Consider the following 21,025-nt stretch of genomic DNA (forward strand, 5'->3'; position numbering starts at 1 on the left):
GTCACTCCTCCTCGCGCTCCAGCCGCAAGGGTGCAGGCCCCGACGGCAGATCGTCAATCGACAGCGGCCCCGAAGGCCGCGCCAGCCGTGCCCGCGTCACCCAGAGCAGCCGATGCTCAGCCCGGGTGATGGCGACATAGGCCAAACGCTTCCAAAGCGGGATGCCCGCCTCGGTCCGGCCCGCGCGATAGGCCGCATAGATATCTGGCGCAAAGACCTGCACATCTGGCCACTGGCTGCCCTGCGCCTTGTGGATCGTCACCGCCGCGCCGTGCAGGAACGCCGCGCCCATGCGGGCGGCATAGGGGATGAAGGGCTCCTCCTCATCCGGCATCTCGATCTTGATGATCGAGGCGGCCGACAGGCGCGGGTCTTCGGCACCCAGCACATGCAGACGCGAAAACCCAGTCTTCTTCCCCGGGCCAAGATAGACCACCTGCGCCCCCTTGATCAGGCCGCGCGCCTCAAGATCGATCCGCTTCTTACGATGTTTGAGCGGCAGTTCGATCCCATCGCAGATCAGCGGCTCGCCGGGCAAAAGCGCATCAGCTGGGGCATTATGCGCGGCGCGGAAAGCGTGGATCAAGCGAATGCGGGTGGCATTACGCCATACGAGAACCGGGCTGCGCGCCATTAGATCGCTCTCGACCCGCTCGGCCCAAACGACACGCGGGTCGCGGGCCGCGGTCTGCGAGATCATCCGCTCGAAGGCCTCGAAGGTCAGGTTTTCGTCGGCCAGCACATGGGCGAGATCGAGGATCGGGTTGTCCTCGGTCTGGCGGTGGATGCGGTGCAGGACATGCTTGCTGGGTTCGGGCAACCGCTCGAAACACATATGGCCGGACTGGTTCACGGGGGCCAACTGCGCCGGGTCGCCAAACAGAACGAGTGTTGGGAAGATTTCGCGCAGGTCGTCGAACTGGCGTTCGTCCAGCATTGAGGCCTCATCGACGAAGCCGATATCGAGCCCCTCCTCGCGCCGCTTCCAGCCCTGGATAAAGTCAGACCCGCGCAATCCCGCCGCCGCCAGCGCCCCCGGCACAGACTTGTGCAAGTCGAAAAAGGCCTTGGCGCGATCGAGCGCCTCATCCGTCAATCCGTCGATCCGCAACAGATCGAGGTTCGGCCGCTCGCCCTGCCCCGCCAGCCATTCCGCGATGCGCTCATATTCTGGATCGTAAACGGGGGTGTAGAGAATGCGGTGAATCGTCGTCGCAGGAACACCGCGCGTTCGCAAAACCGAAGCCGCCTTGTTCGTCGGCGCAAGAATTGCCAGCGTCCGCCGCTCCTTGCGCCGCTTGCCCTCGAAATCGCCCGAGACGATCTCGACCCCCGTTTCTTCCAATGCCTTGTAAAGTGCGGCAAGTAACATCGTCTTGCCTGAGCCCGCCTTGCCGATCACCGACAAGACCCGGTTGCCACCTCCGTCCGGCGTCAGATTCCCCTCGACGATATCGACCCCGGCTGCCTCAAGCGCCTCGGCCACGGCATCCCAGGCTTCAGCCTGATCGTCGGAAAAAGTGATTGCTGGGGTCGTCATGCGGGCGACCTTACAGGGCAGGCGCGCCCTCCGAAAGGCTCGAAATCGGTGGGTGAGGATGCCTTCGGCGAAGGTATTTGGACCAAGAAGAAATGCTGTGGTTCTTCTTGGTCCAAATACCTCGCGGGGGTCCGGGGGCGCGAAGCCCCCGGCCTTGGATCAGGCCGCGACCGAGGCCGGGGTGGCCAGCGCGACGATATCCATCATGATGCGGTTCAACTCGAAGTCCTTGGGCGTATAGACACGCGCGACGCCATAGGATTTCAGCTTGAGCGCATCCTCATCCGGGATGATCCCGCCGACCACAACCGGCACATGGTTCAGGCCTGCCGCGCGCATCCGCTCCATCAACTCCTCGATCAGCGGCAGGTGCGAACCCGACAAGATCGACAGGCCGACGACATGCGCGTCATCCTCAACCGCGCGTGCGACGATCTGCTCGGGTGTCATGCGGATGCCTTCGTAGGTGATGTCCATGCCACAGTCGCGGGCGCGGAAGGCGATCTGTTCTGCGCCGTTCGAGTGCCCATCGAGGCCCGGCTTACCCACCAGGAACTTCAGGCGGCGGCCAAGCTGCGTCGAGACGGCATCCACCGCATCACGGATATCATCCAGCCCCTCGGTCTTGTTCGAGGGCGAGCGCGACACGCCGGTCGGACCACGATATTCACCATGAACCGCGCGCATCACACCGGCCCATTCGCCCGTGGTCACTCCGGCCTTCGCGGCGGCAATCGAGGCGGGCATAATGTTCTTGCCGGCTTTCGCATCGGCCGAGATCTGCGCGATGGCCTTGGCGACAGCCTCGGCGTCGCGGCCATTGCGCCATTGCTGGAGGCGGGCAACCTGGTCGGCCTCGACGGCCGGATCGACGACCATGATGCCACCGTCGCCCGCGGTCAGCGGTGAAGGCTCGGCTTCGGTCCAGCGGTTCACGCCGACGACGATCGTCTCGTTCGCCTCGATGCGGTTGATCCGCTCGGCGTTCGATTCCACCAGACGGCCCTTCATGTAGTCGATGGCCGCAATCGCGCCGCCCATGGAATCGAGCGTCTCCAGCTCGGCGCGGGCGCCGGCCTTGAGATCCTCGACCTTGGCGGTCACGGCGGGGTTGCCATCGAACAGATCGCCATATTCCAGCAGGTCGGTCTCATAGGCCATGATCTGCTGCATCCGCAGCGACCACTGCTGATCCCAGGGGCGCGGCAGGCCAAGGGCCTCGTTCCAGGCGGGCAGCTGCACGGCGCGGGCGCGGGCGTTTTTCGACAGCGTCACAGCCAGCATCTCGATCAGGATGCGATACACGTTGTTTTCGGGCTGCTGCTCGGTCAGGCCAAGCGAGTTCACCTGCACGCCATAACGGAAGCGGCGGTATTTCTCTTCCTCGATGCCGTAACGCTCAAGGCAGATCTCGTCCCACAGCTCGGTGAAGGCGCGCATCTTGCACAGCTCGGTCACGAAGCGGATGCCCGCGTTCACAAAGAAGCTGATGCGACCGACCATCGCGGGGAAGCCCTCGGCAGGGACTTTCTTCTTGAGGTCGTCGAGCACCGCGATGCCGGTGGCCAGCGCGAAGGCCAGTTCCTGCTCGGGCGTCGCACCGGCCTCTTGCAGGTGGTAGGAACACACGTTCATCGGGTTCCATTTCGGCAAGTGCTCGGCGGTATAAGCGGCCACATCGGTGATCATCGCCAGCGAGGGCTTGGGCGGGCAGATGTAGGTCCCGCGGCTCAGGTATTCCTTGACCAGATCGTTCTGGACGGTGCCCTGCAGCTTCGAGACGTCGGCCCCCTGCTCTTCGGCCACGGCGATATAAAGCGACAGCAGCCAGGGCGCGGTCGCGTTGATCGTCATCGAGGTGTTCATCTGCTCAAGCGGGATCTGGTCGAACAGCGCGCGCATATCGCCCAGATGGCAAACCGGAACGCCCACCTTGCCGACCTCGCCGCGCGAAAGCACGTGATCCGAATCGTAGCCTGTCTGCGTAGGCAGATCGAAGGCGACCGAGAGGCCGGTCTGCCCCTTCGAGAGGTTCATGCGATAGAGCGCGTTCGACTTTTCCGCCGTCGAATGGCCCGCATAGGTGCGGAACAGCCAGGGCTTGTCCTTGGCGGGTTTGGTCATCTCGGTCATGGCGGCCTCCGGATCCACGGTCGATTCTGGTCTTCGCAACAAAATTGCGGACAGCAACCTGATATGCGAAAGAATATGTCCCTGTCAATTCGCCGCGGCGCGGCGCAAGCTGCGCCGCATGAGCAAATAGCATATGCGCTTTATAATGAAGCAGGAATCCTTCAACCCCCGCCAATTGGTGAGACACAAAATTACAAAATCGTAACGTCAGGCATTGCATTGTTGCGCGCTCAAGATTATTCCGGTCAGCAATCCCCGCCCGATTCTGCGGCGCGGCGACCGAAACAGGAGATGCTCATGGCCCTCGACGTGAACACCGGTATCGCACCCTACGACGCGCCGGAAAAAGACCTTTACGAAATCGGCGAAATGCCGCCCCTCGGCTATGTGCCGAAGAACATGTACGCTTGGGCGATCCGCCGCGAGCGTCACGGCGAGCCGGAGCAGTCGTTCCAGGTCGAGGTTGTGCCCACCTGGGAAATCGACAGCCACGAAGTGCTCGTGCTCGTGATGGCCGCAGGCGTGAACTACAACGGCGTTTGGGCCGGTCTCGGCGTGCCGATCTCGCCCTTCGATGGTCACAAGCAGCCCTACCACATCGCGGGTTCGGACGCGGCCGGCATCGTCTGGAAGGTGGGCGACAAGGTGAAGCGCTGGAAAGTGGGCGACGAGGTCGTGATCCACTGCAACCAGGACGACGGCGACGACGAGGAATGTAACGGCGGCGACCCGATGTTCTCGCCCAGTCAGCGGATCTGGGGTTATGAGACGCCGGATGGCAGCTTCTCGCAGTTCACCCGTGTGCAGGCCCAGCAGCTGATGCCGCGCCCCAAGCACCTGACCTGGGAAGAAGCGGCCTGCTACACGCTGACGCTGGCCACCGCCTACCGGATGCTGTTCGGCCACGCGCCGCATGACCTGCAGCCGGGCCAGAACGTTCTGGTCTGGGGCGCCTCGGGCGGTCTGGGTTCGTTCGCGATCCAGCTGATCAACGCGGCCGGCGCCAACGCCATCGGCGTGATCTCGGAAGAGGACAAGCGCGAGTTCGTCATGGGGCTGGGCGCCAAAGGCGTGATCAACCGCAAGGATTTTAAATGCTGGGGTCAGCTGCCCAAGGTCAACACACCTGAGTATAACGACTGGCTGAAAGAAGCGCGCAAGTTCGGCAAGGCGATCTGGGACATCACCGGCAAGGGCGTGAACGTGGACATGGTCTTCGAACACCCCGGCGAGGCGACCTTCCCGGTTTCGTCGCTGGTCTGCAAGAAGGGCGGCATGGTCGTGATCTGCGCCGGCACCTCGGGCTTCAACTGCACCTTCGACGTGCGCTACATGTGGATGCACCAGAAGCGTCTGCAAGGTTCGCACTTCGCACACCTCAAGCAGGCTTCGGCCGCGAACAAGATGATGATCGAGCGCCGCATCGACCCCTGCATGTCCGAGGTCTTCCCCTGGGCCGAGATCCCGAAAGCGCATACCAAGATGCTGCGCAACGAGCACAAGCCCGGCAACATGGCCGTGCTGGTGCAGGCGCCGCGCACCGGTCTTCGGACCTTCGAAGATGCGCTGGAGGCTGGCCCCAAGGCGTGATTTTACGCCTGGTCTTCAGTGAGCACCCGCGCCCCTCATGGGCGCGGGTTTTTCATTTTCACAGACCTTGCAGAGCCATCCCGGCACGCCCCTGTAGCATCGAATCCAACGCCACTTCGTGAGCGGCCAAAAACTGCGGCAAAACGGTACGCCAAAACCGCGCTGAAAAGCGCGGCGAAAACTTCCAACGATGTCAAGAAGTTAAATGGCGGACCCGGAGCGATTCGAACGCCCGACCCCCAGATTCGTAGTCTGGTGCTCTATCCAGCTGAGCTACGGGTCCGCTGTGGAGGTGGGATTTAGCCCCCGACTCGGGGCTTTGCAAGGGCTAAATCGACGTTTTCCGAAACTAATTTTCAGGCACTCATCACTGGGTCGCGACGGCCCCTTGCTGCGTTGAGAAAATCGCACTCAGGATCGCGCCCTGCTTGCCCCGGTCGCCTTCGGCCAGGGCGCCCACGGTCTCATCGGGACCGGTCACGGCATAGCCACCGGCCTGCAAACGGGCCGCCAGCGCGCCCGGCTCCTCGCCCGTCAGTGCGGCCAGTTGCTCAAGCCGGGCATTGCCCATGGCGCCCATCACGGCCACCACCGGGTTGCCACCCGCACCCTCGACCGAGATTGCTGCGGAAAGGCCCAGAACGACCGCACCGGCGGCCATGATCGCGTTTGCGATAGGGCGCTTGAAATACAGCGTGAAGGCGCGCCAGTTCAGGACCACATGGGCCACACCTGCCGCTGCCATGACCAGCCCCGCCCATTCATGGACGCCCTTCATCGCGCCGATCTCGACGTGGAAGAACATCGCGACACCGGACACCGCCATGATCAGGAACGAACCGATGATCAGCGGTGTCGCCCAAGCTCTCAGAGACATTTTAAACTCCTGCTCTCGTAATCAGCCAAGTGCAGGTTGAACGGCGCGGCGCGCGGCTTCCGTCGCCTCAGGAGGTGCGTTCGGGCAAATCGAACTCACGCGGCAGGTGCAGCTTGAACTCGGTCCCGTCGGCATCGGTGCGCACCAGTTCCAGCCGACCGCCATGGCCGCGCACCAGCTCGGCCGAGATCGCAAGGCCAAGGCCCGTGCCACCCTTGCGCGTGCCGCCCGAGAAGGGCTGGAACAGGTGTTCGCGCGCGCGCTCGGGCAGGCCGGGGCCGGTGTCCTGCACGCGGATCCACCAGCCCTCGGGTTCCTCACCCGCGCCGATCTCGATGGTGCCGGGCTTGCCGGTGGCCTCGATCGCCTGACGAGCATTGCGCACAAGGTTCGAGATCACGCGGTAAAGCTGCTCGCGGTCGGCGCGGATCACGAGGTTCGGCGCAATATCGGTGACGAAGTCGATCTGCGCGGCATCCGCCGGGGGCTGTTCACCCTCGACCACCTCGCCCACCAGCCCCGAGAGCATGAAGCGCGACAGCGTTGGCGGCGGCTCTTCGGCGCGGCCAAAGGCCAGCGTTGTCTCGCACAGGTTCACCGCGCGACCGATCGAGTTCATCAGCTTGGGCGCGGCGCGTTGCACCCCCGGGTCGTCCGAATCCTCCATCCGGTCGGCGAAGAGCTGCGCGGTGGTCAGGATGTTGCGCAAATCGTGGCTGATCTTGGCCACTGCCTGTCCCAGCTGCGCCAGGCGTTCCTTTTGCTTGAGCGCCGAGGTCAACTGCCGCTGCATCGAGGCCAGCGCATCCTCGGCCACGCGCAGCTCGACGATCCGCGCCTCGGGGGCGATGATGCGGCGCGCGTCCTCCGGCGCCTCGGCATAGGCCGCCATATGCGCCACGACGCGCTTGATCGGCTCGACCATCAACTGGCGCACCAGCGCGAACAGCAGGAAGGCCGTCACGACCGAGAGCGCCGCCGAGAGCGTCAGCAACCGCAGCCCGTATTCGAACATCGCGATTCGCATCGGGCCGGTCTCCATGGTCACTTCGATGACCAGACCGCCCTTTTGCACCGGATCGCCGATCACCCGGATCACGTGGTTCGACGGATCCACCATGACCGCCAGCGCATCGCGCATCAGTTGCCAGTAGGGCGTCTCGCGCAGGTCATAAGTCGCCGCCACCTGCTGCGGGATCGGCGAGGACAGCACGAGCTGGCGGATCGCATTGCGCCGCAGCACGACGTTGAACACGCCCGCATTGGCCAGCAATTCCTCCTCGAGGTCGGGTTCGATCATCTGGTCGGTCGTCAGCAGCGCCAGTGAGGCGATCTGCGCGCGCTCAAGCCGGGTCTGAAGATAGTCCTCGCGAAAATTCGCAATGCCCGGCAAAAGGATCAGCACCTCGGCCAGCACGACGAACATCGTCGTCAGAATCAGAAAGCGCCCCGAAAGGGTATTGATCGCCATGTCCCGTCACATCGCGGGGGAATTCCCGCCAGTTCGCCGCAGCAGCGGCATTTCCACGTAATACCAAACGCTTCGCGCAATAAATAGTGAGCCTGCCACTTGCGCGGAAGCCCGCCAACCGATCTTATATTCGTATAGGGCCGCAAACTCCGTCGCGGGGACGAAAAATACGCCTCAGATCCGTTGACTTGCTGTCGAACCCCCACTATAGCCCGGGCTTCGAATATGAGCGGCTGCCGAATCCAGTGTTCGCGTAGCCCTACCGTAGACAGAACCCGGAGTAACCGCGATGAAACGCACTTATCAGCCGTCGAAGCTCGTCCGCGCCCGCCGCCACGGCTTCCGCGCCCGCATGGCGACCAAAGGGGGCCGCAAGGTTCTCAACGCGCGCCGCGCCAAGGGCCGTCACGTTCTGTCGGCGTAAGCCCGGGAACGGCACGTAAGCCATGACGCCGCCGGAGGCTCCCGTAACTGGCCCCAAGGGCCGGTGTGCGGGAAGCGCGCCGGCGGTTTCCGTTTGTCTGCCTGCCAGCACGACACGGATCGAGATTCTGCGCCAGCGCGCGGATTTTCTGCGCGCGGCCTCGGCCCTGCGTCAGGGCACGCCGGGTTTTTTGCTTCAGGCGCGCCAGCGCCGCGAGGACGAAGGCCCCGCCGACCTAATCCGCGTGGGCTTCACCTGCTCCAAGAAACTCGGCAATGCCGTTGCCCGCAACCGTGCCAAGCGCCGCCTGCGCGAGGTCGCGCGGCTTGTGCTGCCCGAGGGCGGTCAAGCCGGTTGGGACTACGTTCTGGTCGGCCGCCCCGAGGCCACCGCGACCCGCGAATTCGCCGCCCTGCTGGCTGATATGAAACGCGCGCTGACCGACATCCATTCCGGCCGCGCACAACAGGCGCGCCCGCGCGGCGAACCGGCCAAGGGCAAGCGCAGGGGCAAGGGATGAGCCCGCTCGCCCATATCCTTGCGCTGCCCGTGCGCGCCTATCGCCTGCTGCTCAGCCCCTGGGTCGGTCATGGCTGCCGCTACCAACCCACCTGCTCAGCCTACGCGCTTGAGGCACTGCAGCGCCATGGTGCCTTCAAGGGCGGTTACCTCGCGGCCAAGCGCGTCCTCAGCTGCCACCCACTTGGCGGCCACGGCTATGACCCGGTGCCCGGCGCCGACCCCGAATTCGACGCCCACCGCGCGAAGGATAAGCACGATGCTTGACGATGATGACGCCCCGATCCACCCGCTTTTCGCTGGCGCGCCCTCGACGACCGAGTTCAAGAAGCTGCGCAAGCGCATCGTGCGCGAGACCCGTGACGCGATCGAAAAGTTCGGCATGATCGAGCGCGGCGCGCGCTGGCTTGTCTGCCTGTCGGGCGGCAAGGACAGCTACACGCTGCTGGCCATCCTGCATGAGCTGAAATGGCGCGGCCTCTTGCCCGTCGATCTGCTGGCCTGCAACCTCGATCAGGGGCAGCCGGGCTTCCCCTCGACCGTGCTGCCCAAGTTCCTTGAGGACATGGGCGTGCCGCACCGGATTGAGTATCAGGACACCTATTCCGTCGTCGTGGACAAGATCCCGCAGGGGCGCACTTATTGCTCGCTCTGCTCGCGGCTGCGGCGCGGCAACCTCTATCGCATCGCGCGGGAAGAGGGCTGCTCGGCCGTGGTTCTGGGCCATCACCGCGACGACATCCTTGAAACCTTCTTCATGAACCTCTTCCACGGCGGGCGTCTGGCGACCATGCCGCCAAAGCTGATCAACGAAGAAGGCGATCTCTTCGTCTATCGCCCGCTTGCTTTCGTGGCCGAGGCCGATTGCGAGAAATTCGCGCGCTCGATGAACTACCCAATCATCCCCTGCGATCTGTGCGGTAGCCAGGACGGGCTGCAGCGCCAGCAGGTCAAGCAGATCCTGGATGGCTGGGAGGCCCGCAGCCCCGGTCGCCGCCAGGTGATGTTCCGCGCCCTGATGAACGTGCGCCCCTCGCATCTGTGCGATCCGGGCGTGTTCGACTTTGCCGGGCTGATGCGCTCGGTCGCGGAAAGCGACGATTTTACCCAAAACATCCCGAATTTGCGCAACGCCGATTAACGCTTCGCTGACCAGATCGACCCTAGCCTTTGCACTGCGATGGGTGGGGACCCTCGCGCTGCCAAATGGGGGTTATCATGGGAAGTTCAGCATTACGGACTGTATTCGACAGGGTTAGGCCAATCGTTCTGCGCAGCGAGCTGGCGATTTTCTTGCCCGCCATCGCCCTTGCCGGACTCTGGTTCGGGGGCGAGGCGCTGGCGGTTGTGACCTCGATTGCCATCGGGGTGGCTTGGTCCACGCGCCCGCTTGGGGCGCCCACCCCGCGCGAGCGGCCCCGCGATGGGGTAACCGGCCTGCCGTTGCGCGCCGAGGCGGTCGAGATCATGGGCATGTTGCATGACGACGCCGCCGCAACCGCCCGCAGCACCGCCAGCTTTGTGCTGGGCCTCGACGATCCCGGCGCCCTTGCGCGCGAGATGACCGAGACCGAGTTCGACATGCTCTTGCGCCGCACGGCGGAGCGGCTGCGCCACGTCCTGCGCGACAGCGACCGGCTGGCCCGGCTTGAGGGCCCGCGCTTTGCCATCATGCTCAGCCCCACGGCCTATCCCGATCTGGAGGCCATGATCCAGCTGGCGCAACGTCTTCAGGCGGCCTGCGAGCTGCCGCTGCCGATCTCGGGGCGCACCATCGCGGCGACCTGCCACGTCGGCTTTTGCCTGATGGGTCGCAGCCCGGCGCGCTCTGGCGAGGCGCTGCTGAGTGCCGCCGAGACCGCCGCGATGCAGGCCAGCCGCAGCGGCCCAAGCGCCATCCGCGCCTATGCAAATGACCAGAACCGGCCCGCCGGGGCGCAGGGATCGCCCAATCAGATAGCGCGTGAGGCCATCGAGAACGGGCAGGTCACCACGCTGTTCCAGCCACAGCTCGACACTGACACCGGCGCCCTTTCCGGCGTTCAGGCCGTCGCACGTTGGCTCCACACCGCCACCGAGGGCGCGCCCGAAGCAGACGACATGATGGGCACGATCGACTCGCCGCACCTGCGCGAGAGGCTGTCTGAAATCATGCTTTATCAAAGCCTTACCGCCCTGCGCGAATGGGGACGGCGCGGGATCGCGACCGGCCCCGTCTCGCTGCCCTTCTGTGCCGGACTGCTGGGAAACCCCAAGCTGCCCGAACGTCTGACATGGGAATTCGACCGCTTCGATGTGGCGCCCGCGCAGATCCGGCTGGTGCTGATGCAAGACGTCATGGCGCATCTGAACGACGAGGTCATCTGGCTCAACCTCGGCGCGGTGGCGGCCCTGGGTTGCGGCATCGAGCTTGCGGGGTTCGGCAACGGGCCACTCTCGGTCAGTGCGATTCGGCGCACTGCGGCGCGCAGGCTGCGCATCCACCGCAGCCTTGTCAGCAAGCTCGAGAGCCATGACGAGCAGCGCCAGTCCGTCGCTGCGCTGATCGCGATGGCCGAAAAACTGGGGCTTGAGACACTCGCGGACGGCGTCGGCTCCACCGCCGAACACACGCTGCTGGCGCAACTTGGCTGTCGGCATGTGCAGGGCAAGGCCATCGCGCGGCCGATGGCGATGGGCGATCTGTGCGAATGGGATCACCGCCACCGTGCCAAACTGGCGGCGACGCCGCGGCTGCTCCAGGGGGGCGGTGTCTGAGCAATCCTGCCGGGCAAAGGCAGGAAAGCGCGCAACTTCGACCGGCGCAGGGGATCCTGAGACCTAAAACACCATTCTGGCCGCGCCAGGGGCCGTTTTACAGGAAAATCGCTTGACCTTTCCCTGCCCCTTCTGTTGAACCACCCCGAACCTGGAACGGCTGGTGGACTGCCCGACATGGATAATCAGAACAAGAACCTCATCCTTGCGACCGCGCTTTCGGCCGCTGTGCTGATCGGCTGGACCTATCTGTTCCCGCCAGAGCAGCCCGCGCCCGCCGATCCTACGGCCGTGGCCGAGCAGACGGCACCCGCCGCGACCCCGGCCGTTCCGACCGCCGTCGAGCAATCGGCGCCAGGCGCGGTGATCGACCCCGCGGCCGCAGCGGACGCCGCCCTTGCGCAGACCCCGCGCATCGAGATCGACACCCCGGCGCTGACCGGTTCGATCTCGCTTCTGGGGGGCCGGATCGACGATCTGTCGCTCAAGAATTACAAGGAAACGCTCGATGCGGGCTCGCCGCTGGTGCGGCTGCTGTCGCCCGTGGGCGACACCTCGCTGAACGCGCATCCCTATTACGCGGTTTACGGCTGGGCCCCGGCTGGCGGCCTCGACCCGGCGCTGGTCCCCGGCCCGCGCACGGTATGGACCGCTCCGGCGGGCGCAAGCCTGACCCCCGCCACCCCGGTTGAAATCACCTGGGACAACGGCGCGGGCCTCGTGTTCCACCGCAAGATCGAGATCGACGAGAACTACCTGTTCACGGTCACGCAGCGCGTCGAGAACAACACCGGCGCCGCTGTCCGCCTTGCCCCCTACGGCATTATCGCCCGCCACGGCATCCCCGAGGGCAACCGCGTCTATGTGCTGCACGAAGGTGCGGTGCGCATGACCGACGGCAAACTCGAAGAGATCAAGTACAAGGACATCACCAAGCTCGACCCGATCGAGGGTGAGGGCCAGGCCGAGGTTCTGCCCGCGCTCGAAAGCGGCTGGATCGGCTTTACCGACAAATACTGGATGACCACGCTGGCGCCGATGGACGGCAACTTCAGCTCGGTCGTCAAATACACCGCCGGCTCGGACCTGTATCAGGCCGAAGCCCGCCTGCCGGTCGTCGAGGTCGCCCCCGGTGCCTCGGCCGACATCGCCACGCGCCTCTTTGCCGGCGCCAAGGAATGGGAAGCCATCCGCGATTACCAGGAAGAGGGCGGCATCCAGGGCTTCATCGACTCGATCGACTGGGGCTGGTTCTACTTCCTGACCAAGCCGATGTTCCGCCTGCTGCACTGGCTGCACGGAGCGATCGGCAACATGGGCTGGGCGATCATCGCGCTGACCATCATCATCAAGGCGCTCGTCTTCCCGCTGGCGCGCAAGTCCTACATCTCGATGGCGAAGATGAAGGAACTGCAGCCCGAGATGGAGGCCCTCAAGGCCGCCTCCGGCGACGACCGGATGAAGATGCAGCAGGGCATGATGGAGCTCTACAAGAAGAACAAGGTCAACCCGGCCGCGGGTTGTCTGCCGATCCTTCTGCAGATCCCGATCTTCTTCTCGCTCTACAAGGTGATCTACGTCACGATCGAGCTTTACCACGCGCCTTGGCTTGGCTGGATCAAGGACCTTTCGGCCCCCGATCCGTCGTCGATCCTGAACCTGTTCGGCCTGTTGCCCTTCGCGACGCCCGAGCCCGGCTCGATGCTGTTCATGTTCAGCCTTGGCGTACTGCCGATCCTGCTGGGTATCTCGATGTGGTTCCAGCAAAAGCTGAACCCGGCCCCGACCGACCCGAGCCAGGCCATGATCTTCGCCTGGATGCCTTGGGTGTTCATGTTCATGCTGGGCAGCTTCGCCTCGGGCCTCGTGCTCTACTGGATCGCGAACAACACGATCACCTTCATCCAGCAGTACACGATCATGTCGATGCACGGGAAACGCCCCGACCTCTTCGGCAATATCCGCTCGGGCTTTGCCAAGAAGCCCGCGGCAGACAAGCCGAAGAAATGACCGCAAGACTGGCACATATCTTCCGACACCCAATCAAGTCGGTCGGATATGAGGAAATCCGCAGCGCGCCCCTGACGAAGGGGCGCGTTCTGCCTTTCGACAGGGTCTGGGCCATCGCCCATGACGCCGCGAAGTTCGACGCCCCGCTTGCGCAATGGGCGTCGAAAATGAACTTCGTGCGCGGCGTCGCGGCCCCGGGGTTGATGGCAGTTCAGGCCAAGACACATGACGATGGCACGATCGAACTGACGCACCCCGACCTGTGGCGTCTGCGGATCGCCCCGGGGCGCTCCGAGGATCAGGTCAATCTGATCGAATGGCTGCGCCCGCTCTGGCCCGCGAACCGCCCTGCCCCGCGCTCGGTCGAGAGTGTCGCGGACGTGGCCCTTGCGGATATGCCCGACCCCTATGTGTCGATCCTTTCGCTCGGGTCGCTGGCCGCGCTGTCGCAACGGGCAGGCAAGCCGATGTCGCCCCATCGGTTCCGTGGCAACCTCTGGGTTGATGGATGGGCCGCCGGGGCCGAGCGCGACCTGATTGGCCGCCGCCTGAAGATCGGCGAAACCGAGCTTGAGATCGCCATGCCGATCACCCGCTGCCGGGCGACCTGCGCCAACCCGGAAACCGGCAGCGAAGATGTCGATACGCTTGCACTGCTGGACGCGCAGTGGGGCGACCATGAATTCGGGCTCTATGCCACAGTGATCACGGGCGGCGAGATCGCGCGTGGCGACAGCGTCGAGGTGCTTTGATGAAGATGCAATTCCAACTGGCCGAGACGCCCGAGCCGATGGCCGCGGAGCGTGGGCGCCTTCTGTTCGCTGCCCCTGTCGAGTTTCTCAAGGGCGTCGTCGCGATGTCCGGCCTGCCTCCGGCGGACCGGGTCGAGGTGTGCTTTGCCGGGCGCTCGAACGTCGGCAAATCGAGCCTGATCAACGCGCTGACCAACCGCAAGAACCTCGCCCGTGCCTCAAACACCCCGGGCCGGACGCAAGAGATCAACTTCTTCACGACCCAGGACGGCCCCTATCTCGTGGACCTTCCCGGCTACGGCTTTGCCGAGGCCCCTGTGAACGTCGTGAAAAAGTGGCAAGAGCTGCTCAAATCCTACCTCTCGGGCCGCGTGAACCTGCGCCGCGCCTTTGTGCTGATCGACTCGCGCCACGGCGTGAAGAAAGTCGATGACGAGATCCTGACACTGCTTGACCGCTCGGCCGTAACCTTCCAGGTGGTGATGACCAAGGTGGACAAGATCAGCAAGGCCGAGCGCGAAAAGGTCATCGAGCAGGTCAAGGGCGCGCTGGCCGCGCACCCCGCAGCCCATCCCGAAATCGTCGTCACCTCCTCGGAAAAGGGCGAGGGCGTCGACGTGCTGCGAGCGATCATCGCAAATCTTGAGTAATCCGGGCGGGGAAACTCAGCCCCTCACACAATTCCTCGTGAGCGCCCTTCCGGCGCCTACGAGATATTGCGCGATGCATGAATGTCGCAGTGAATCGCATTGAAACAATACGGTTTTCAGCCTCCAAAAGCCGTGCTACGCTGATCGAAAGCCCCAAATCAAAACAATCGGGGTAAGAGGCAGTAAAAGGGCTGGGACCGTGACCACGCTTGCGCGATGGGTCCGTTATGGGCTGTTTTCATTCGTACTTTTTCTGGTGCCGGCCGCCGTGCTCGCAGCGCCCTATGCTGCGTTCGTGATGGATGCGCGCTCGGGTGAAGTGCTTTACGCCAAGAACGCCGACACACGCCTGCACCCTGCCTCGCTGACCAAGATGATGACGCTCTACATCGCTTTCCAGGCGATCGAGCATGGCGAGATCAGCCTTGATTCGATGGTCACCATTTCGCGCAATGCCGCAAGCCAACCGCCCTCGCGGCTTGGCCTGAAATCCGGACAACGCATCGCACTGCGCTACCTGATCCGCGCGGCGGCGATCAAATCAGCAAACGATGCGGCGGCGGCGATCGGCGATGCGCTTGGCGGCGATGAGGCGGGCTTTGCGGCTCGCATGAACCGCACGGCCAAGGCGCTTGGCATGAACAGCACGACCTTCAAGAATGCCAACGGCCTGACCCGCGCCGGGCACCTCTCGACCGCGCGCGACATGAGCACGCTCGGCCGCCGGCTGTTCTACGATTATCCGCAGTATTACAATATCTTCTCGCGCCGCACCGCGGATGCAGGGATGGCCAAGGTGGCGAACACCAACCGCCGTTTCCTTGATGCTTATGAAGGCGCCGACGGGATCAAGACGGGCTACACCGTGGCTGCGGGCTTCAACCTGACCGCCTCGGCGCAGCGCGGCGGCAAGCGCATCATCGCGACCGTCTTCGGCGGCACCTCGACCGCGCAGCGTAACGCCAAGATGGCCGAGTTGCTCGACATCGGCTTTGGTCGCGCACCGAACCGCGTGCAAGAGGTGCGCCCCGAACCGCTACAATACATGGCACAGGCCCCCGCCGCGACCGCGCCGACCCCGGCTGATCCGACGCGCGTGGCCTCGGCTGCACCCACTCAAAGCCCCCGCCCCATCGCGCGTCCGGGCGAACCGACGCATGACCGCGAGGCGATCCTGGCGGCTCTGACCGAGGCAGTTCAACCCGCGCCCGTCGAGGCGCCTGCAGTTGTCGCCACGGCCGAACCCGCGCCTGAGACCGAGCCCGCCGTTGCCGCCGCGCCCGCGCCCGAAATCGTAGTTCAGACCGCCGCCGCCGAGACTCCGCGCCCGATGGCGGCCCCGCGTGAAGCTTTCGCTCAGGCAACCGAGCCGCAACCCGAGACGCTGGCCCTGGTGGCCGCAGCCGAACCCGAGTTCGACGAAAGCCTTGCCGAGGGCGACGCGCCCCCTGATGAGCCCCTCTTCGCGCAGAGCACCGCGCCCCAGCCCGAGACGCTGGCCATGGCGGCTGCGCCTGCTCCGCGCTCAAATACCGTGATTCTGGCGGCCCTCACGCCCCCTGCCCCGGCGCCGCGCGCCGAACAGAAGGTGGTGTCGCGCGCCTCGTCCTCGGGCGGGCGCAACTGGGGGATCAGCCTGGGCAAGTTCTCGTCGCAATATGCGGCCGAGCGGCTGCTGCTGAAAACCGCGCTGATGGAAAGCGACACACTTGGCACGGCGCTGCGCAAGGTCGCGACCCGCAAAACCGGCTATGAGGCGAATTTCGTTGGCATGACGAAGGGCGACGCGGAATTGGCCTGCGCCCGCCTGATGGCACGCTCGTCGGAATGCACGGTGATCGGGCCGTAAAGCCCGTGATCAGCCTTTGGGGTGGTCGTCGAACTCGTCCGACAGGATACGCTCGCTGTCGCCCTTGGGGTCTTCGTACTGACGCGCCTTGACCGACCAGAAGAAGGCCAAAAGCCCCAGTCCGCCGAGGATCAGGGAGATCGGAATCAGGAATGCGATAACGCCCATCGCGTCCTCACTTCAGTCGTAGCGAATTCAGCGAGACCGTAATCGAGGACGTGGACATTGCCAAGGCCGCGGCAAGCGGCGTGGCAAGGCCGATCAGCGCAATCGGCACCGCGACAATGTTGTACACGATCGAGATCGCGAAGTTTTCCTTGATCCGCTGGCGCGCCTGAACAGCGACGCGCAGAGCATCCGCGACGGGCGCAAGATCCTGGCCCAGAAGCACGATATCCGAGGCCGTCCGCGCCGCATCCAGCGCCGAGGCGGGCGAGATCGAGGCATGGGCTGCCGCCAGCGCCGCCGTGTCGTTCAGCCCGTCCCCGACCATGAGCACACGTGCGCCCTCGGCCGTCAGATCGTTTACAAGCGCCACCTTTTCCTGCGGCAAGGCGCCTGCGCGCCAGTTCGCGATGCCAAGACGCTCGGCCAGGGCGCTGACCGCCCCCTCGACATCGCCTGACACAAGGAAAACTCGCTTTCCCTGCGCGCTTAGCGCGCTTACGGCCTCAGCGGCACCGGGGCGCAGCTGGTCGGCGAACCGGATCGTCACCGGCAGGGCCGCGCCGATGCGCAGATGGGTCGCGGTCGTGGCGCCCGCCTCGGCGCCAAGCCAGTCGGCCCGGCCAAGACGCACCACCTGCCCGTTCCAGCGCCCCTCGACGCCGTAACCGGGCACTTCGCGGATATCCTCGAGCAGCGGGATCGCAAGCGCCTGCGCCACCGCCGCGTCATGGATCGCGCGGGCCAGCGGATGCGACGAGCCGCTGGCGAGTGCTGCGGCCACGCCGAATTCCTCGGTGCTTAGCGCATCGAGGTTCTCGGGGTGCGGGGTGCCCATTGTCAGCGTGCCGGTCTTGTCGAAGACAACGGTATCGACCTCGGCCAGACGTTCAAGCGCAGTGCCGTCCTTGATCAAAAGCCCCTTGCGGAACAGCTTGCCCGAGGCGGCCGTGACCACGGCAGGCACCGCAAGGCCAAGCGCACAGGGGCAGGTGATGATCAGAACCGCGGCAGAGATGTTTATCGCAAAGCGCAGATCGCCCCCGGTCAGCCACATCCAGACCCCGAAAGCGGTGAAGCTGAGAATATGCACCAGCGGCGAATAGGCCCGCGCCGCGCGCTCGGCCAGCGAGGTGTAGCGCGTCTTGGCGCTTTCGGCCATCGCCACCAGATCGGCCATCCGGTGCAGCGCGCTGTCCTTGCCCGCCGCGATCACGCGCAGGGTCAGCGGGCCTGTCAGGTTGACCTCACCCGCGTTCAGCTTGCTGCCCGGCCCGGCATAGACCGGCAGGCTTTCCCCGGTCAGAAGCGAGCGGTCGGTCTCCGACGTGCCCTCGGTCACCTCGCCATCGGCGGGGATGCGGGCGCCGGGGCGCACGCGGATCAGATCGCCGGGGGCGAGTTCGTTCACGGGCACTACGACCTCGGCGCCATCGCGCAGCAGGGTCGCGCGCGGCACCTCCAGCGCGGCCAGCTCCTCGGCCGCCGAACGGGCAACCGCGCGGGTGCGATAATCAAGGTAGCGGCCCACGAGCAGGAAGAAGGTCAGCATGACCGCCGCGTCGAAATAGGCGTGGTGGCCGTGGTTCATCGTCTCGAAGACCGAGATCGAGGAGGCCAGGATGATTGCCAGCGAGATCGGCACATCCATCCCCAGGCGCCCGGCCTTCAGGGAGGTCCAGGCCGAGGCGAAGAAGGGCTGGCCGGCAAAGGCCACCGTCGGCAACGCAATCGCGGCCGAGATCCAGTGGAACAGGTCGCGCGTCGCGTCCTCGGCCCCGGACCAGACCGAGATCGACAGCAGCATGATGTTCATCATGGCAAAGCCCGACACGCCGATCCGCATCAGCAGATCGCGGCCGCGCCGGTCGGTCTCGGTCGCCGAGAGCAGACCGGGGTCAAGCTCATGCGCCTCGTAGCCGATCCCGTCGAGCGTCTTGATCAGGTCATCCGCGCCGACAGTGCCCTCGGCATCGACCGAAACGCGCTTGAGCGTGAGGTTGACGCGGGCCGAGCGCACGCCGGGGTGGCGGCGCAAGGCGCGCTCGACATCGCTGATGCAGACCGCGCAATGCGCCGTGGGCAGCGACAGGATCAGGCGCGCGCCCTTGATATCGCCGGATTTGGCGAGGTCTTCCGCCGATGGCGCCGCAAGGCACGCCGGGCAAGCCGAGGCCGAAACATGCTCGTCGGTGAAATCCGAGGGCGCTTCGGTCAGTCGTCCTGCGGCGGGCGCGACGCTCATGGATCAGCCTCTTACGAACAGGTCGATGCGCTGGCGGAACGGTGTGCCGTCCGACGCGACAGCATCAAGATGCAACAGCCACGCGCCGGGTTCGAGTGCCAGCGGCGCGATGAAGATACCGCCAGCATAGCTGAATTCAGGCGCGATGTCGGCGCGCACATGGGTGGTGCGCCCGACAAGGGCCTTGAGTTCGGAGACACGGGCCGGAAGGCCGGCCCGGTCGCGGATCACAAGCGAGAGGGTTCCGTTCTCATAGGTGGGCTCGACGGTCCAGCCGAGCTCCTCTTGCGCCGCGCGCTCCTTGTCGAAGGATTGCGACGCAACATAGGAGTTCGACACCTCGAGCCCCGGGAAGGTCGCGACCGCCTTCCACGCCATCACCACATTGACCGCGATGATGACGCCGAAGGCCGCGACGGCAATCGCCAGAACTTTCTTTCCGGTGATCTCTTTCGCCATGAAAACTTGCTCCCAAGTGATCCGTTAGTCGCGCTTGCCGGTGCCGTTGAAGACGGTGTCCACCGCCGCACGGGCCGGTGCGCCGACCTCTTCCACCCATACACGCAACTCGGTGCGGTCCGCCAGAGCGGGGCGAGAGTCTGCCGGTGCCTCGATATAGACACGTTGGGTCAGCGTCTCATCCGCAGGGGCCGAGATTTCGTTGCCCTCGGCGCCTTCAAGCAACAGGTGCAGGTCGGTACGCGGCTCGCCATGCTCGCCCGTAACGGTGATGCGGAAGGTGGTCTCATCCCCGGCCTTGTTGCGCAGGCGCATCGTGTAGATGTTGCGCACCGAGCCGTCGCCCTGGATCACGTAAAGCGGGTCGCGGTTCGGGGTCAGGTTGAAGTCGATGGGCGAGCGCATGAAAAGCGCCACGACCAGCGCGACACCAATGCCGGCCCAGAGGGTGAAGTAAAGCAGCGTACGCGGACGGAAGATGTGCTTCCAGACGTTCTTCGGATGGCCACCGGCGCGCTCCATCGCCTCGTCCTTGAGCGCCATATACGAGATCAGGCCGCGCGGCTTGCCGATCTTGTCCATCATCTCGTTGCAGGCGTCGATGCACAGGCCGCAGGTGATGCATTCCAGCTGCTGGCCGTTGCGGATGTCGATGCCCATCGGGCAGACCGCGAAGCAGGCGTTACAGTCGATGCAGTCGCCCTGCCCCTCGGGCGTGACGCCCTTGTGCAGCTTGCCACGCGGCTCGCCGCGCCATTCGCGATAGGCGATGACCAGCGTGTCTTCGTCCATCATCGCGGCCTGGATACGCGGCCAGGGGCAGGCGTAGATACAGATCTGTTCGCGCGCGAAGCCACCGAAGGCGAAGGTCGTCGCGGTCATCACGGCGATGGTGGTGTAGGCGACCGGATGCGCCGCGCCGACAAAAAGGTTTTTCAGCAGTTCAGGCGCATCGGTGAAGTAGAAGACCCAGGCGCCGCCCGTCGCGACGGAAATCAGCAGCCACAGGACCCATTTGGTGATCCGCTTGCGAGCCTTCTCGGCATCCCATTTCTGGCGCAAGAGGCGGATACGGGCGTTTCGGTCGCCCTCGACCCAACGTTCCACCAGAATGAAGAGGTCGGTCCAGACCGTCTGAGGGCAGGCATAGCCGCACCAGACGCGCCCGGCGGCCGAGGTAAAGAGGAACAGCCCCAGACCGGCCATGATCAGGAGGCCCGCGACGAAGTAGAACTCGTGCGGCCAGATTTCGACCATGAAGAAGAAGAAGCGCCGGTTCGCGAGGTCAACCAGCACCGCCTGATCGGGCAGCGCGGGACCACGGTCCCACCGAATCCACGGGGTGATGTAATAGATGCCCAGCATCACCGCCATGAGCACCCATTTCAGGGAGCGGAAACTACCTTTGACACGCTTGGGAAAAACAGGTTCGCGTGCGGCGTAAAGGGGGGGCGGATCGGCTTGATCGGTCGAGCTCACGACTCTCTCCGTTGGCTGAGGCAATCTGTGTTCGGGTCTCTTCTGCTATGCAGCAGAAAAAAAGACTTTGACATGCGTCAAAAAGGCTAATCTGCGATACAGCAA

18 protein-coding genes and 1 tRNA gene are annotated in these 21,025 nt (G+C 64.7%); 10 read left to right on the top strand and 9 right to left on the bottom strand.

Annotated elements, in window-relative coordinates; translation table 11 throughout:
- Position 1 precedes the first annotated feature (1 nt).
- Together LZA78_RS09170 and LZA78_RS09175 are read right to left on the bottom strand one after the other, a co-directional pair.
- Entirely contained in the window at positions 2-1,540 is a 1,539-nt protein-coding gene (locus LZA78_RS09170) for an ATP-dependent DNA helicase (protein WP_233676639.1), read from the bottom strand.
- 159 nt (positions 1,541-1,699) lie between these two features.
- Positions 1,700-3,664: a protein meaA gene (locus tag LZA78_RS09175; RefSeq protein WP_233676796.1), complete on the bottom strand. Its 1,965-nt coding sequence runs from the start codon at positions 3,662-3,664 to the stop codon at positions 1,700-1,702.
- A 306-nt stretch (positions 3,665-3,970) separates the two neighbouring features.
- Between LZA78_RS09175 and ccrA the strand changes: the two genes are divergently transcribed.
- Positions 3,971-5,263 (top strand): crotonyl-CoA carboxylase/reductase, encoded by a 1,293-nt coding sequence (gene ccrA / locus LZA78_RS09180; RefSeq protein WP_233676640.1) that lies wholly within the window; start codon positions 3,971-3,973, stop codon positions 5,261-5,263.
- Positions 5,264-5,469: 206 nt separating this feature from the next.
- Here the strand turns inward: ccrA and LZA78_RS09185 are convergent.
- The 3 genes from LZA78_RS09185 to LZA78_RS09195 all read right to left on the bottom strand — a co-directional run bounded on the left by LZA78_RS09185 (position 5,470) and on the right by LZA78_RS09195 (position 7,611).
- Positions 5,470-5,546 (bottom strand) — tRNA-Arg (locus LZA78_RS09185).
- A gap of 84 nt (positions 5,547-5,630) precedes the next feature.
- On the bottom strand, positions 5,631-6,140 hold the full coding sequence (locus LZA78_RS09190; protein WP_233676641.1) for a DUF4405 domain-containing protein: 510 nt from the start codon (positions 6,138-6,140) through the stop codon (positions 5,631-5,633).
- Positions 6,141-6,207: 67 nt separating this feature from the next.
- Positions 6,208-7,611 carry a sensor histidine kinase gene (locus tag LZA78_RS09195; protein ID WP_233676642.1) on the bottom strand — a complete coding sequence of 468 codons (1,404 nt, stop codon included), beginning with the start codon at positions 7,609-7,611 and terminating at the stop codon, positions 6,208-6,210.
- A gap of 289 nt (positions 7,612-7,900) precedes the next feature.
- Between LZA78_RS09195 and rpmH the strand changes: the two genes are divergently transcribed.
- The 9 genes from rpmH to LZA78_RS09240 all read left to right on the top strand — a co-directional run bounded on the left by rpmH (position 7,901) and on the right by LZA78_RS09240 (position 16,572).
- On the top strand, positions 7,901-8,035 hold the full coding sequence (rpmH, locus tag LZA78_RS09200; RefSeq protein ID WP_218628833.1) for a 50S ribosomal protein L34: 135 nt from the start codon (positions 7,901-7,903) through the stop codon (positions 8,033-8,035).
- 22 nt (positions 8,036-8,057) lie between these two features.
- Positions 8,058-8,555 (top strand): ribonuclease P protein component, encoded by a 498-nt coding sequence (gene rnpA / locus LZA78_RS09205; RefSeq protein ID WP_233676643.1) that lies wholly within the window; start codon positions 8,058-8,060, stop codon positions 8,553-8,555.
- Positions 8,552-8,821 carry a membrane protein insertion efficiency factor YidD gene (yidD, locus tag LZA78_RS09210; RefSeq protein ID WP_218628835.1) on the top strand — a complete coding sequence of 90 codons (270 nt, stop codon included), beginning with the start codon at positions 8,552-8,554 and terminating at the stop codon, positions 8,819-8,821. The genes rnpA and yidD overlap by 4 nt, the downstream gene beginning before the upstream one ends.
- Positions 8,814-9,695 (top strand): tRNA 2-thiocytidine(32) synthetase TtcA, encoded by an 882-nt coding sequence (gene ttcA / locus LZA78_RS09215; RefSeq protein WP_233676644.1) that lies wholly within the window; start codon positions 8,814-8,816, stop codon positions 9,693-9,695. The genes yidD and ttcA overlap by 8 nt, the downstream gene beginning before the upstream one ends.
- A gap of 152 nt (positions 9,696-9,847) precedes the next feature.
- Entirely contained in the window at positions 9,848-11,311 is a 1,464-nt protein-coding gene (locus LZA78_RS09220; RefSeq protein WP_233676645.1) for a GGDEF domain-containing protein, read from the top strand.
- 177 nt (positions 11,312-11,488) lie between these two features.
- Positions 11,489-13,321 carry a membrane protein insertase YidC gene (gene yidC, locus LZA78_RS09225; RefSeq protein ID WP_233676646.1) on the top strand — a complete coding sequence of 611 codons (1,833 nt, stop codon included), beginning with the start codon at positions 11,489-11,491 and terminating at the stop codon, positions 13,319-13,321.
- Positions 13,318-14,073: an MOSC domain-containing protein gene (locus LZA78_RS09230; protein WP_233676647.1), complete on the top strand. Its 756-nt coding sequence runs from the start codon at positions 13,318-13,320 to the stop codon at positions 14,071-14,073. Before yidC ends, LZA78_RS09230 begins: the two co-directional genes overlap by 4 nt.
- Positions 14,073-14,723: a ribosome biogenesis GTP-binding protein YihA/YsxC gene (yihA, locus tag LZA78_RS09235; RefSeq protein WP_218628840.1), complete on the top strand. Its 651-nt coding sequence runs from the start codon at positions 14,073-14,075 to the stop codon at positions 14,721-14,723. The genes LZA78_RS09230 and yihA overlap by 1 nt, the downstream gene beginning before the upstream one ends.
- Positions 14,724-14,922: 199 nt before the next feature.
- Entirely contained in the window at positions 14,923-16,572 is a 1,650-nt protein-coding gene (locus LZA78_RS09240; protein ID WP_438811065.1) for a D-alanyl-D-alanine carboxypeptidase family protein, read from the top strand.
- Positions 16,573-16,581: 9 nt separating this feature from the next.
- Here the strand turns inward: LZA78_RS09240 and ccoS are convergent, their stop codons facing one another.
- Genes ccoS through ccoG form a run of 4 tightly spaced genes read right to left on the bottom strand, consistent with a single transcriptional unit; the run spans position 16,582 to position 20,920 of the window.
- Positions 16,582-16,740 (bottom strand): cbb3-type cytochrome oxidase assembly protein CcoS, encoded by a 159-nt coding sequence (ccoS, locus tag LZA78_RS09245; RefSeq protein ID WP_233676648.1) that lies wholly within the window; start codon positions 16,738-16,740, stop codon positions 16,582-16,584.
- Positions 16,741-16,747: 7 nt separating this feature from the next.
- A complete protein-coding gene (locus LZA78_RS09250) occupies positions 16,748-18,982 on the bottom strand; it encodes a heavy metal translocating P-type ATPase (RefSeq protein ID WP_233676649.1) in 2,235 nt (744 codons plus the stop codon).
- Between the two features lie 3 nt (positions 18,983-18,985).
- Positions 18,986-19,441, bottom strand: a complete 456-nt coding sequence (locus tag LZA78_RS09255) for a FixH family protein (protein WP_233676650.1) — start codon at positions 19,439-19,441, stop codon at positions 18,986-18,988.
- 24 nt (positions 19,442-19,465) lie between these two features.
- On the bottom strand, positions 19,466-20,920 hold the full coding sequence (gene ccoG / locus LZA78_RS09260; protein ID WP_233676651.1) for a cytochrome c oxidase accessory protein CcoG: 1,455 nt from the start codon (positions 20,918-20,920) through the stop codon (positions 19,466-19,468).
- Positions 20,921-21,025: the final 105 nt, after the last annotated feature.

The sequence above is a fragment of the Rhodobacter flavimaris genome (assembly GCF_021378075.1).
Lineage (GTDB): Bacteria > Pseudomonadota > Alphaproteobacteria > Rhodobacterales > Rhodobacteraceae > Rhodobacter > Rhodobacter flavimaris.